Annotated in this window: 13 protein-coding genes and 1 pseudogene; 4 read left to right on the top strand and 10 right to left on the bottom strand. The window is 73.2% G+C overall.

The window, feature by feature from the left end; translation table 11 throughout:
- Positions 1–5 precede the first annotated feature (5 nt).
- The 6 genes from rplS to rpsP all read right to left on the bottom strand — a co-directional run bounded on the left by rplS (position 6) and on the right by rpsP (position 3,361).
- Positions 6–356 carry a 50S ribosomal protein L19 gene (gene rplS / locus FQ330_RS08995; RefSeq protein WP_128188717.1) on the bottom strand — a complete coding sequence of 117 codons (351 nt, stop codon included), beginning with the start codon at positions 354–356 and terminating at the stop codon, positions 6–8.
- A gap of 169 nt (positions 357–525) precedes the next feature.
- Positions 526–1,167 carry a hypothetical protein gene (locus tag FQ330_RS08990; RefSeq protein WP_128188718.1) on the bottom strand — a complete coding sequence of 214 codons (642 nt, stop codon included), beginning with the start codon at positions 1,165–1,167 and terminating at the stop codon, positions 526–528.
- A 10-nt stretch (positions 1,168–1,177) separates the two neighbouring features.
- Positions 1,178–1,942 (bottom strand): tRNA (guanosine(37)-N1)-methyltransferase TrmD, encoded by a 765-nt coding sequence (gene trmD, locus FQ330_RS08985; RefSeq protein ID WP_146356875.1) that lies wholly within the window; start codon positions 1,940–1,942, stop codon positions 1,178–1,180.
- Between the two features lie 3 nt (positions 1,943–1,945).
- Positions 1,946–2,668, bottom strand: coding sequence for a ribosome maturation factor RimM (gene rimM / locus FQ330_RS08980; RefSeq protein WP_225792779.1), 723 nt, complete (start codon positions 2,666–2,668; stop codon positions 1,946–1,948).
- Positions 2,669–2,675: 7 nt separating this feature from the next.
- A complete protein-coding gene (locus FQ330_RS08975; RefSeq protein WP_128188720.1) occupies positions 2,676–2,912 on the bottom strand; it encodes an RNA-binding protein in 237 nt (78 codons plus the stop codon).
- Positions 2,913–2,914: 2 nt separating this feature from the next.
- Positions 2,915–3,361, bottom strand: a complete 447-nt coding sequence (rpsP, locus tag FQ330_RS08970; protein WP_128188721.1) for a 30S ribosomal protein S16 — start codon at positions 3,359–3,361, stop codon at positions 2,915–2,917.
- Positions 3,362–3,546: 185 nt separating this feature from the next.
- Here rpsP and FQ330_RS08965 point away from each other — a divergent pair, with 185 nt between their 5' ends.
- Positions 3,547–4,641 carry a glutamate--cysteine ligase 2 gene (locus FQ330_RS08965; RefSeq protein ID WP_164877046.1) on the top strand — a complete coding sequence of 365 codons (1,095 nt, stop codon included), beginning with the start codon at positions 3,547–3,549 and terminating at the stop codon, positions 4,639–4,641.
- On the opposite strand, the gene FQ330_RS08960 is transcribed toward FQ330_RS08965, so the two are convergent.
- Complete coding sequence (locus FQ330_RS08960) at positions 4,638–5,447, bottom strand: LLM class F420-dependent oxidoreductase (protein WP_146356871.1); 810 nt, start codon at positions 5,445–5,447, stop codon at positions 4,638–4,640. The genes FQ330_RS08965 and FQ330_RS08960 overlap by 4 nt on opposite strands.
- Before the next feature lie 38 nt (positions 5,448–5,485).
- On the opposite strand from FQ330_RS08960, the gene FQ330_RS08955 reads away from it, so the two are divergent.
- Complete coding sequence (locus tag FQ330_RS08955) at positions 5,486–6,589, top strand: GNAT family N-acetyltransferase (protein WP_146356869.1); 1,104 nt, start codon at positions 5,486–5,488, stop codon at positions 6,587–6,589.
- Here FQ330_RS08955 and FQ330_RS08950 read toward each other — a convergent pair.
- Positions 6,586–7,251 carry an NAD(P)H-binding protein gene (locus FQ330_RS08950; protein ID WP_146356867.1) on the bottom strand — a complete coding sequence of 222 codons (666 nt, stop codon included), beginning with the start codon at positions 7,249–7,251 and terminating at the stop codon, positions 6,586–6,588. The genes FQ330_RS08955 and FQ330_RS08950 overlap by 4 nt on opposite strands.
- A gap of 38 nt (positions 7,252–7,289) precedes the next feature.
- Positions 7,290–8,831 carry a signal recognition particle protein gene (ffh, locus tag FQ330_RS08945; protein WP_146356865.1) on the bottom strand — a complete coding sequence of 514 codons (1,542 nt, stop codon included), beginning with the start codon at positions 8,829–8,831 and terminating at the stop codon, positions 7,290–7,292.
- A gap of 85 nt (positions 8,832–8,916) precedes the next feature.
- Here ffh and FQ330_RS08940 point away from each other — a divergent pair, with 85 nt between their 5' ends.
- Entirely contained in the window at positions 8,917–10,080 is a 1,164-nt protein-coding gene (locus tag FQ330_RS08940) for an AMP-binding protein (RefSeq protein WP_164877047.1), read from the top strand.
- A gap of 4 nt (positions 10,081–10,084) precedes the next feature.
- Here FQ330_RS08940 and ftsY read toward each other — a convergent pair whose 3' ends face one another.
- Complete coding sequence (ftsY, locus tag FQ330_RS08935; protein ID WP_128188728.1) at positions 10,085–10,954, bottom strand: signal recognition particle-docking protein FtsY; 870 nt, start codon at positions 10,952–10,954, stop codon at positions 10,085–10,087.
- A gap of 206 nt (positions 10,955–11,160) precedes the next feature.
- Here ftsY and FQ330_RS08930 point away from each other — a divergent pair.
- A pseudogene (locus tag FQ330_RS08930) lies at positions 11,161–12,084 on the top strand (TerC family protein); the annotation flags it as partial.
- Between the last annotated feature and the right edge of the window lie 76 nt (positions 12,085–12,160).

The raw sequence follows: 12,160 nt of genomic DNA, 5'->3' as shown, positions 1-12,160 counted from the left end.
GTCGATCAGGAGTGGTCGCGCTTCTCGCGGATCTTGGCGGCCTTGCCGCGCAGGCCGCGCAGGTAGTAGAGCTTCGCGCGGCGGACGTCGCCGCGGCTGACGAGCTCGATCCGGTCGATGACCGGGGAGTGCACGGGGAAGGTGCGCTCGACGCCGACCTGGAACGACACCTTGCGGACCGTGAAGGTCTCGCGGACGCCGTGGCCCGAGCGGCCGATGACGACGCCCTGGAAGATCTGGACGCGCGAGCGCGAGCCCTCGATGATGTTGACGTGGACCTTGACGTTGTCGCCGGGGCGGAAGTCGGGGACGTCGGTGCGGAGGCTGGCTGCGTCGACCTTGTCGAGGATGTGCATGGCGGTATCGCTCTCTGCAGCCGCCACAGGTCGGCCGCGTTCTGGGTTCGGGGTGGGGTGCCGGTGTGCTCTCCCCTGTGGCAGAGGCCGCTCGAGAGCGGGAGCAGTGCATGGCACCAACGGGCCATTCTGCCACACGCGGATGCCCGGCGCGAACCCGAGCGCGGCGTCAGCGCCGGTCGTCGTCCTCGATGCGGATGACGCGGCCCGCCTGCGGGCCGTCGATGCGCTCGAAGGCGGCGTCCTCCTGGCGGGCGCGCTGCTCGATGACGGGCGCCTGCAGGTCGGCGACGACGCGCTCGACGCGGGCGCGCGTCTCGCGGCCGAGCTCGAGCACCTGGAGCCACGCGAGCACCGCGCCGCCGATGATGGTCGCCATCACGGCGATGGCGGTGAACGACTGGGATGCGGTGAGCCAGCCGTCGCCGAGCCAGGCGGTGAGCGCGCTGCCGGTGCGGCCGCCGGCGGTGTCGACCACCGTGAGGCCCATGAGCGCGATGACGAGCAGCCAGGGGCCGATGAGGCGCACGTCGCGCCACGTGACGGCGCGCGGCCGGCGCACCTCCTTGCGCGCGACGGTGAGCCCCACGACGAGGCCGATGAGCAGCGCGAGGCCCGGGCCGAGGAAGGCCTGCAGCAGCAGCGCGTCGCCGAGCGGCGCACCGGCGAGCCCGCGGCCGAACATGATCCACGCGGGCAGCGCGATGATCGAGGCCACCATCGTCCAGAAGAAGGCGCGCAGCGGCCAGGGGCGGTCGGCACCGTTCGCTGCCGGGCGCCGGCTGCCGGGGGTGCTCGCGCTCGTGGCCATGCCCCCGAGGCTACCGATCGGCGGCAGGGCGCGCCCGGGTGTTCGCTGAGGGCTGGCCGCCCTCCCCCGCCTCGTCGGCGGGCAGCAGGTCGGGGCGCACGCGGCGCGTGCGCTCGAGCGCCTGCTCGTGGCGCCAGGCGGCGATCGCCGCGTGGTTGCCGCTGCGCAGCACCTCCGGCACCTCGAGCCCGCGCCAGGTCTGCGGCTTCGTGTACGACGGGTGCTCGAGCAGGCCCGCCTCGTGGCTCTCCTCGACGAGCGACTCCGGATTGCCGACGACGCCCGGCACGAGCCGGCCGATCGCCTCGATCATCGCCATCACCGCGACCTCGCCGCCGTTGAGCACGTAGTCGCCGAGGCTGACCTCGAGCACGCGCGCGCGGCCCGCGACGTGCTCGGCGACGCGCGCGTCGATGCCCTCGTAGCGGCCGCACGCGAAGACGATGCGCGGCTCGGCGGCGAGCTGCCGGGCGAGCGCCTGGGTGAAGGGCACGCCCGCGGGCGTCGGGAACACGACCAGCGCATCCGACCCCGCGCCGTCGTCCGACGGGCCGAGGAGCGCGTCGAAGGCCTCGCCCCACGGCTCGGGCCGCATGACCATGCCGGCGCCGCCGCCGTAGGGGGTGTCGTCGACGGTGCGGTGCCGGTCGTGGGTCCACTGCCGCAGGTCGTGCACGCCCAGCTCGAGCAGCCCGTCGCGGCGGGCCCGTCCGAGCAGCGAGACGTCGAGCACCCCGAAGAACTCCGGGAAGATCGTGATGATGTCGAGGCGCACGGCTCAGCCCCGCGCGGGCGGGTCGCCGGCGCCGTCGGCGGATGCCTCGGGCTCGGCGGGCACGTCGGCCACCATCGCGTCGGCGAGGGCAGCGTCGGCCGCGGCACCCGTCGCTGCGACGGGCGCCGCGTCGTCGTCCGCCGCGGCGTCGCCGCCGGACGTCGCCGGCGCGTTGGGCTCGTCGTCGGCGGCCTCGAGCTCCTCGAAGAGCCCGGGCGGCGGCGTGACGGTGATGCGGCCCGCGCGGAGGTCGACCTCGGGCACGATCGCCTTCACGAACGGCACCATGACCTCCTCGCCGCGGTGCTCGACGATCAGCATGTCCTGCGCGGGCAGCGGGTCGACGCGGATGACGCGGCCGATGCGCTCGCCGTCGCGCCAGACGTCGAGGCCGGCGAGCTGGTGCACGTACCAGGCGTCGGGCTCGGCGGGCAGCTCGGTGGCGTCCTGCTCGACCCACAGCACGGCCTTGATGAGCGACTCGGCCTCGGTGCGGTCGGTGACGCCGGCGAAGAACGCGACGGGGCTGCCGTTGTAGACGCGCAGCTCGAGCAGCTCGATCGACTTGCCGTGCCACTTCGACGACGTCGGCACCTGCAGCGCGAAGCGCGCGCCGGGCACGAAGCGGCGCTCGGGCTCGTCGGTGTAGAGCTCGACCTTGATCGCGCCCTTCAGCCCGTGGGCCCTGGCGAGCCGGCCGACGCGCAGCTGCGTGCGCGCGGGCACGGCGGGCCTAGCGATCGGTGTCCACCACGTCCACGCGGACGCGGCGTCCTCCGGGGAGCGCACCGATGACGGTGCGCAGGGCGCCGGCGGTGCGACCGCCGCGCCCGATGACGCGGCCGAGGTCCTCGGGGTGCACGCGCACCTCGAGGACCTCGCCGCGCTGCGAGTCGCGCGCGCCGACGCGCACCTCGTCCGGGCGATCGACGATCCCCTTCACGAGGTGCTCGAGAGCATCGCGCAGCATGCTCAGGACTCGGTCTTCTCGGCCTCGTCGGCGGCCGGGGCGGCCTCCTCGGCGTCGGTCGACTCGGTCGCGGCCGGGGCGGGCGCCTCGGCGGGCTTCTCGGCCTTGGGCTTCAGCACCGGCTTCTTGGCCTCGTCGGCGACGAACGCCTTCTTGCCCTCGGGCTGCTTGACCTGATTCTCGGTCGAGCCCTCGCCCGAGAACTTGCCCCAGTCGCCGGTGAGCTTCAGCAGCGCGGCGACCTGCTCGGTCGGCTGCGCGCCGACGCCGAGCCAGTACTGCGCGCGCTCGCTGTCGATCTCGATGAGCGACGGGTGCTCGGTCGGGTGGTACTTGCCGATCTCCTCGATGACGCGGCCGTCGCGCTTGGTGCGCGAGTCGGCCACGACGACGCGGTAGTAGGGCGCGCGGATCTTGCCGAAGCGCTTCAGACGGATCTTGACTGCCACAGTTCTCCTGCTTTGTGTTCTCGTGGTTGCACCGCGGCCTGCGCACGTGGGTGATGCGCGACCCGCAAAGCTCGGTGAGCGGCGCGCGCCGGAGTAGAGGGTCGGGGCGCGTGCTCGACCCCCCATTCTGGCACACCCTGGCACGACCCGCGCGACATCCGGCCGCGCGGCCCTACCCTCGAGCCATGGAGTTCGCACCGTCCGCCCGCTCGACGCTCGGCGTCGAGTGGGAGCTGGCCGTCGTCGACCCGGCGACGGGCGAGATGGTGCCGCGGGCCGAGGAGCTGCTGCGGGCGATCGGCGACCGCCGCTTCGACCACGAGTTCCTCACGAGCATGATCGAGCTCATCACGGGCGTGCACGACACCACCGACGACGCGGTCGACGAGCTGCGGCGGATGCGCGACACGGCCGTCGAGGCGGCCGGACGGATCGGCGCGGCCCTCGTGGGCACCGGCACACACCCGACGAGCCAGTGGCGCGACCAGCGCCAGGGCGACGACCCGCGCTACCGGCGCGTGATCGAGAAGGCCGGCGACTGGGGCCGCCGCCTCGTCATCTTCGGCGTGCACAACCACGTCGGCGTCGAGCAGCGCGACAAGGTCGTGCCGCTGCTGCGCACGATGCTCGACCGGCTGCCGCTCATCCTCGCGCTCTCGGCCTCGAGCCCCTTCTGGCAGGGCGCCGACACCGGCTACGCCTCGCACCGCACGATGCTGTTCCAGCAGCTGCCGACGGGCGGGCTGCCGCCGATGCTCGAGGACTGGGCGGAGTACGAGCGCACCCTCGCCGACATGCTGCGCGCGGGCGTGATCGACGACCTCGCCGAGCTGCGCTGGGACGTGCGGCCGTCGCCGACGCTCGGCACGCTCGAGGTGCGCATCGCCGACGGCGCGCCGTCGATCGACGACCTCGCCGCGGTGACCGCGCTCACGCACTGCCTCGTCGAGGAGGCGTCGCGGGCGCTCGACGCCGGGCACGAGCCGGCCCACCTGCCCTCGTGGCTCGTGCGCGAGAACAAGCTGCGCTCGGCCCGCGACGGGCTCGACGCGACCGCGATCGTCGACGCCGACGGCACGCTGCAGCCGGTGCGCGACGCGCTCGGCGACGCGGTCGAGCGGCTCGCGCCGATCGCCGCCGACCTCGGCGCGACGCGCTCGCTCGCCGCGGTCACGCGCGTCGTCGAGCGCGGCGGCTCGGCCGCGCTGCAGCGCGCCGCCTTCGCGCGCGGCGGGCACCGCGCGGTGCTCGACGAGCTGCTCGAGCAGCTGCGGGCCTAGGCGTTCTTCCGGTCGCGCCACTCGAGGAAGGCCGGCACGCGGTCGAGGGCGTAGCCGTCGGGCGTGTCGTCGCCCGAGAGCGGGATCGTTAGCATCCGCGTGCCCGCCGCGTGCAGCGCGTCGAGGCGCTCGAAGCCGACGCCCCCGACGCCGTCGCGCACGCTCGCGCCGTTCGACACCTCGATCTCGTCGACGTCGCGCCCGAGCGCGTCGCACTGCTCTCGCAGCACGTCGAGCTTGTGCGGCAGCTCGTCGGGGCCGACGAAGGAGTGCCAGATGTCGGCGTGCCGGGCGACGAGCGGCAGCGTCTTCCGCTCCCCCTTGCCGCCGATGAGGATGGGCATCGCGCCGACCGGCGGCGGGTTGAGCCGCTCCCAGCGGGCACGGATGCGCGGGAGCGCCGCCGCGAGGGCGTCGAGCCGCGACCCGACCGAGCCGAAGTCGTAGCCGTACTCCAGGTAGTCGCGCTCGAACCATCCGGAGCCGATGCCGAAGACGAACCGGCCGCGCGAGATGTGGTCGATCGTGCGCGCGACATCGGCGAGCAGATCGGGGTTGCGGTACGAGTTGCAGAACACCAGCGGGCCGATCTGCACGCGCTCGGTCGCGACGGCCCACGCCGCGAGCTGCGCCGTCGCCTCGAAGTGCGCGCCGTCGGCGTCGCCCGAGAGCGGGAAGAAGTGGTCCCAGCCGAAGACGGCGTCGACGCCCATCTCCTCGAGCCGCCGCGCGGCGTCGATCGTGGCCTGCATGGTCGTGTGCTGCGGCGCGAGCTGCACGCCGATGCGAGTGGGTCGGTGGGTCATGACTCGACCCTAGGGCCACCGCCTCATAGCCTTGTCCGGTGACCGCCGACCTCGCCCCGATCGCCGAGCGCGCCGCCGCGCCCGACACCCTGCCGCCGCTCACCGCCGGAGGCCTCACGTGGCGCCCGGCGACCGTCGACGACGCACCGGCGCTCACCGCGCTGCTCGGCGCCGTCGGCGAGGCCGACCGCGAGCCGTACCGCGAGTCGCTCGACGAGGTGCGCGACGGCCTCGCCGCACCCTGGAAGCGGCTCGAGACCGACTCGATCCTGGGCTTCGACCCCGACGGCCGCCTCGTCGCATCCGGCTTCGCCGAGACCCGGCCCGGCGACGCGCGCACCGTGCGTGCCTTCGTCTTCGGCAACGTGCACCCCGAGCGCCGCGGCGAGGGCATCGGCGCGCAGCTGCAGGCATGGCTCGTCGCCCGCGCCCGGCAGCTGCTCGCCGCCTCCGGCAAGGAGCTGCCGGCGCGCATCGCGACGTTCGCCGAGGACGACGCGCCCGAGTCGAAGCTGCGCCTGCACGAGGCCGGCGGCTTCGAGCCGCGCCGGTGGTTCGCCGACCTCAAGCGCCCGCTCGGCGCCGAGCACCCCATCCCGGAGGTCGAGCTCGCCGGCTCGCTGCGCCTCGTGCCGTGGAGCACCGAGCTCGACGAGCCCACCAGGCTCGCGCACAACGACGCGTTCCGCGACCACTGGGGCAGCGAGCCGACCACTCCCGAGCAGTGGACGAGCGGCCGCACCGAGTTCGCCCCGGGCTGGTCGTGGCTCGTCGTCGACGACGCGCCCGACACCGCGGCGCTCCTCGCCGACCCCTCGACCGACGACGACACCCGCGCGGCCCTCGAGGCGGGCGCGCCGCTCGTCGTCGGGTACCAGCTCGCGAGCCGCTACGAGGGCGACTTCGCCCTGCGCGGCTACCGCTTCGGCTACACCGACCTGCTCGGCGTGCGCCGCGCCTACCGCGGCCGCCGCGTCGCGCTCGCGCTGCTGTCGGCCGGGATGCGCTCGTTCGCGGCCGACGGCATGGAGGCGGCCGTGCTCGACGTCGACACCGCGAGCCCCACGGGTGCCGACGGGCTGTACGCGAGCCTCGGCTACGCGAAGGTCTCCGGCTCGCACATGGCGTCGATCGAGCTCTAGCCCATGTTGGGCAGCGACCCGAGCGCCTCCGCGACGGGCGTGCCCCCGCGGTTCGCCCGGAGCGTCAGCCCGCGCACCGCGGGGTGCGCGACGACCTCGGCGATCATCCGCGCGACGGTGGCGCGCGGGATCTCGCCCGGCTGCACCGACCCGGCCGGCGCATCGAGCTCGATGCCGGTCTCGTCGTCCATCGTCAGTGTCGACGGCGCCAGGATCACCCAGTCGGCGCCGGAGTCGCGGATCGCCTCGTCGACGATGGACTTCGCCTCGGCGTAGGCGAAGAACGGGTCGTCCCGGGCGATGCCGTGGTCGCGGCTCGCGCCGAAGTACGACACCATCACGAGCCGCGCGCCCGACCGCGTCACGGCATCCAGCACCCGCAGCGCCGCGTCCTGGTCGACGGCGCGCGTGCGCTCGGGCGAGCCGCCGCCGGCGCCGGCCGACCAGACGACGACGTCGAAGCCCTTCAGCAGCTCGTCGACGCCCGCCTGCTCGAGCCGCTCGAGGTCGCGCACGATCGGCTCGGCGCCGGACTCGGCGACCTCGGCCGCGTGGTCGGGGTTGCGCATGGCGCCGTGGACGGTGTGCCCGGCGTCGCTGAGCATGCGCTGGGCGAGGAGGGCGACCCTGCCGTGGGCGCCGAGGACGAGGATGCGTGCCATGCGCCCACCGTACGCGCCGCGGGCGCGCGCCGCCTGGGTCAGCGGTTGCCGAGCATGCGCTGCAGCGCCTCCTGGTCGGTGTCGGAGAGCTGGCCGAACGCGCCGTCGGGCTTCGGCGCGCCGAACGCGCTGCCCTGCGGCTGCGCGGCGGGCGCGTCTGTGCGCTTCGCGGGGTTGCCGGAGCGCTTCAGCTGCTTGCCCTGCGGCTTGCCGCCCTTCTTGGGCGGGCGCATGCCGGGCGGCATCGGTCCCATGCCGGGCATGTTCGGCACGCCGCCCTTCGCGACGGTCTTCATCATCTTGGCGGCCTGCTCGAAGCGCGCGATGAGCTGGTTCACGTCGGTGACGGTGACGCCCGCGCCGCGCGCGATGCGCAGCCGGCGCGAGCCGTTGAGGATCTTCGACTGCTTGCGCTCCTGCGGGGTCATCGACTGGATGATGGCCTCGGTGCGCACGAGCTCGCGCTCGTCGAACGAGTCGATCGCCTCGCGCATGCCCTTCGCGCCCGGGAGCATGCCGAGCATCTGCTTGAAGTTGCCGGCCTTGCGCAGCTGCTGCATCTGCTTGAGGAAGTCCTCGAGCGTGAAGCCGTCGGTGGCGATCGCCTCGGCGAGGCGGTGCGCCTCCTCCTCGTCGAACGCCTTCTGCGCCTGCTCGATGAGGGTGAGGATGTCGCCCAGGTCGAGGATGCGGCTCGCCATGCGGTCGGGGTGGAACGGCTCGAAGTCGTCGAGCGTCTCGCCCGTGGAGGCGAAGAGGATCGGCTTGCCGGTGAGGCCGCGGATCGAGAGCGCCGCGCCGCCTCGGGCGTCGCCGTCGAGCTTCGTGAGCACGACGCCGGTGAAGTCGACGCCCTCCTGGAAGGCCTTCGCGGTCGCGACCGCGTCCTGGCCGATCATCGCGTCGATGACGAACAGCACCTCGTCGGGCTGCACGGCCTTCCGGATGTCTGCGGCCTGGCGCATCATGTCGGCGTCGACGCCGAGGCGGCCGGCCGTGTCGACGATGACGATGTCGTGCTGGCGGCGACGCGCCTCGGCGACGCCGTCGCGCGCGACGCGCACGGGGTCGCCGACGCCGTTGCCGGGCTCCGGGGCGAAGACGGGCACGCCCGCCTGGCCGCCGACCACCTGCAGCTGCGTGACGGCGTTCGGGCGCTGGAGGTCGCTCGCGACGAGCAGCGGCGTGTGCCCCTGCCCCGCGAGATGCTTGGCGAGCTTGCCCGCGAGGGTCGTCTTGCCCGCGCCCTGGAGGCCGGCGAGCATGATCACGGTCGGCGGCGTCTTCGCCAGCTCGAGCCGACGGCTCTCGCCGCCGAGGATCGTGACGAGCTCGTCGTTGACGATCTTCACGACCTGCTGCGCGGGGTTGAGCGCCTCCGACACCTCCGCGCCGAGCGCGCGCTCGCGCACCGCGGCGGTGAAGGACTTGACGACCTCGAGCGCCACGTCGGCGTCGAGCAGGGCGCGACGGATCTCGCGCACCGTCCCGTCGACGTCCGCGGCGGAGAGCTTGCCCTTCGTGCGGAGCTTGGCGAGGGTCTCGGTGAGGCGGGTGGAGAGGGAACCGAACGCAGCCATGGTGGGCCCGAGTCTACCGCCGCGCCGCGCCGACCTCGGGCGCGGCCGCCTGGCATGCTGGATGCGTCACCACGAGGAGGACGGGATGCGCCTGAGAGGCATGCCGCCGACGCACGCGAGGTCGCTGTGGCGCAGCGTGCGGCGCCACGGCTTCACGATCACCGCGCTGGCTCGGCACGCCGCGCGGGTGCACGGCGACCGGCTGGGGCTGGTGGTCGACGGCTGGAGCGCCACGTTCGGCGAGCTCTGGCGGGCCGCCGAGGGCGCAGCCGCCGTGCTGTACCTCGATCCGCTCGAGCGCCGCCCGCGGCCCGTCGTGGTCGCCGTCGCGGGACCGGCGATGCCCGTCGCGCTCCTCGGTGCGGCTCGGCTCGGCCTCGACGTCATGCCGATCAGCCCCGGCTCCCTCGAGGAGCTGCGCCCGGCGATCCCCCGCGACGCACTGCTCGTGCACGACGGCGACGCGCCCGAGTGGCACCGGGGGCCGACGGTCACGGGCGCGCAGATCCTCGAGTGGTCGGCGGCCGACGGCTCGGGGCTCGGGCGCACGCGCCGCCGCGCGCGCATCGCGCTGCCGTCGCGGTCGCTCGCGGGCACCGTGACGACCCACGTGCAGGGGGCGATGGGCGTGCAGGGCCTGCGCCAGCTCGCCGGCATCCACGACCGGCTGGGCGTCGAGGGCACCGACGTGATGCTCGCGTGCGCTCCCCTCCACCGCGGCAAGGGGCTGCAGCTGCTCGGCATGGCGCTGCTCACCGGCGCGACGCTCGTGAGCGCCGCCCACACGCCGCCGGCCGACCGCATCCGCATCATCCGCGACCGCTTCGTCTCGGTCGTCTCGGCGTCGCCCGGGCAGCTCACGGGCATCCTCGACGAGCTCGAGCGCACCGGCGAGGCGCCGCCGCGGCTGCGGCGCATCCTCGTCGCCGGGCAGGACCTCGACGCCGACCTCGTGCGCCGCCTCCACGCCGTGTGGGGGCCGATCGTGCTCACCGCCTACGGGTCGGTGCAGACCGGCACGGTCGCGCTCGCGACGCCGGAGGTGCTCTCGTCGCACCCGGGCACCGCGGGCCGGCGCCTCCCGGGCAGCGACTTCGGCATCGTCGGGCACGCGGGGCGCGGCGACGCGACGGGGCTGCTGTGGGTGCGGGGCGCGCACGCGACCGTCATCACGGAGGACCAGGCGCGCATCGAGGACGGCATGCTGACGATCGTGGGGCCGCTCACGCGGCCGGACACGGCGGACTGAAGGCTCAACCGACCAGCTGCTCGACGAACACGTGCGGCGTGAAGCCCGTCAGGTCGTCGATGCCCTCGCCCTGCCCGATGAGCTTGATGGGGATGCCGGTGCGCTCCTGCACGGCGAGGATGAAGCCGCCCTTGGCCGAGCCGTCGAGCTTCGTGATGACGAGGCCCGTGATGCCGGCGTGCTCGATGAAGGCCTGCGCCTGGCTCACGCCGTTCTGGCCGGTGGTCGCGTCGAGCACGAGCAGCACCTCCGAGATGGGCGATTGCTTCTCGATGACGCGCTTGATCTTGCCGAGCTCGTCCATGAGCCCGCCCTTGGTGTGCAGGCGGCCCGCGGTGTCGACGATGCACATCGCGTGGCCGTGCGCCTTCGCGGCCTCGACCGTCTGGAAGGCGACGGATGCCGGGTCCTGGCCCTCGCGCTCGGGGCGCACGATCGCGCTGCCGGCGCGCTGCGCCCACGTGGCGAGCTGCTCGACCGCGGCGGCGCGGAAGGTGTCCGCGGCGCCGACGACGACCGACTGGCCGTTGCGGACGAGGAAGCGGGCGAGCTTGCCGATCGTGGTGGTCTTGCCGACGCCGTTGACGCCCACCACGAGGATGACCGCCGGCCGCTCCTGCAGCGACAGCGTCGGGTCGTACGCGGCGAACCGCTCCTCGAGCCGCTCCCGCAGCATGCGCCGGAGGTCCTGCGGGTCGTCGACCATGAGGCGCTCGACGTCGGCGCGCAGCGCGGCGACGAGCTGCTCGGTGATGTCGGGGCCGAAGTCGGCGGTGATGAGGGCCGTCTCGAGGTCGTCCCAGGTCTCCTCCGTGATGGTCTCGCGCTGGAACATGCCCCGCAGGGCGCCGGAGAGAGACCACTTCGCTGCCATGGCTCCATGCTAGGCGGCGGGCCGGGTAGACTCGTCCCCTGGCGAAGGGGAGTATCCCGTCACGCCGCGATCGTCATCACGGAGCCCTCGGGCTCCCGGTCGCGGAGGCGCAGCAGCTTGCGCGGGAGAGACGTTCGCGTCCGTTCGCGCACCCCACTCGAGAGGCGTTCCGCTTGACTCCGTACCAGATCTTCGAGATCGCCTCCATGGCGATCCTCGTCGCCATCCTCATCTTCGACCTGCTGATCGTCGTGAAGCGGCCGCACGTGCCCTCCATGAAGGAGGCGACGACCTGGGTCGGCGTCTACGTCGGCCTCGCGCTCGTGTTCGCCGGCGTGCTGTGGGTGATGGGCGACGGCGTCAAGGCCGGCGAGTTCGTCACCGGCTGGCTGCTCGAGTACTCGCTCTCGATCGACAACCTCTTCGTCTTCATCATCATCCTGAGCCGCTTCACGGTGCCGAAGGAGATGCAGCAGCGCGTGCTCATGATCGGCATCATGATCGCGATCGTGCTGCGCGGCATCTTCATCCTCGTCGGCGTGCAGATCATCGAGTCGTTCTCGTGGGTGTTCTACATCTTCGGCGCCTACCTGGTCTACGTCGCCTGGAAGCAGGCCTTCGGCGACGAGGACGAGTCGGGCGAGAAGGACAACCTCATCGTGCGGCTGCTGAAGCGCCGCGTGAACTTCACCGACCAGTGGAACGGCGGCAAGACGTCGATGCAGATCGACGGCGTGAAGTACTTCACCCCGTTCCTGATGGTGATCATCGCGCTCGGCACGACCGACCTGCTGTTCGCGATCGACTCGATCCCGGCGATCTTCTCGGTGACGACCGACCCGTTCCTGGTCTTCGCCTGCAACATCTTCGCCCTCATGGGCCTGCGCCAGCTCTACTTCCTGCTCGGCGGCCTGCTCGACCGCCTGGTCTACCTGCACTACGGCATCGCGGCGATCCTCGCCTTCATCGGCGTGAAGCTCGTCTTCCACGCCATGGAGGTCAACGAGCTGCCGTTCCTCAACAACGGCGAGCCGATCGAGTGGGTGCCCCACATCGAGACCTGGCACTCGCTCATCGTCATCCTCGCGTCGATGGTCATCGCGACCGTCGCATCGCTCGTGCGGATGCGCGTGGCGGCCAAGGAGACCGGCGACGCGTCGCTGCACCTCGGCCTCTCCGAGGCCGAGCTCGGCGCCGACGGGCACT

It is taken from the genome of Agrococcus sediminis (assembly GCF_007923295.1).
GTDB classification, from domain to species: Bacteria; Actinomycetota; Actinomycetes; order Actinomycetales; family Microbacteriaceae; genus Agrococcus; species Agrococcus sediminis.
Note: the sequence above shows the minus strand (reverse complement) of the source record. Positions and strands in the feature narration are given on the sequence as shown.

Excerpts from the sequence above, each read along its gene's own strand:
- FQ330_RS08950 (WP_146356867.1), bottom strand. The coding sequence starts at position 7,251 with ATGGCACGCATCCTCGTCCTCGGCGCCCACGGCAGGGTCGCCCTCCTC.
- ftsY (WP_128188728.1), bottom strand. The coding sequence starts at position 10,954 with ATGGCAGCGAAGTGGTCTCTCTCCGGCGCCCTGCGGGGCATGTTCCAG.
- ffh (WP_146356865.1), bottom strand. The coding sequence starts at position 8,831 with ATGGCTGCGTTCGGTTCCCTCTCCACCCGCCTCACCGAGACCCTCGCC.
- FQ330_RS08990 (WP_128188718.1), bottom strand. The coding sequence starts at position 1,167 with ATGGCCACGAGCGCGAGCACCCCCGGCAGCCGGCGCCCGGCAGCGAAC.
- FQ330_RS08940 (WP_164877047.1), top strand. The coding sequence starts at position 8,917 with ATGCGCCTGAGAGGCATGCCGCCGACGCACGCGAGGTCGCTGTGGCGC.
- rplS (WP_128188717.1), bottom strand. The coding sequence starts at position 356 with ATGCACATCCTCGACAAGGTCGACGCAGCCAGCCTCCGCACCGACGTC.
- FQ330_RS08975 (WP_128188720.1), bottom strand. The coding sequence starts at position 2,912 with ATGCTGCGCGATGCTCTCGAGCACCTCGTGAAGGGGATCGTCGATCGC.
- FQ330_RS08965 (WP_164877046.1), top strand. The coding sequence starts at position 3,547 with ATGGAGTTCGCACCGTCCGCCCGCTCGACGCTCGGCGTCGAGTGGGAG.
- FQ330_RS08960 (WP_146356871.1), bottom strand. The coding sequence starts at position 5,447 with ATGACCCACCGACCCACTCGCATCGGCGTGCAGCTCGCGCCGCAGCAC.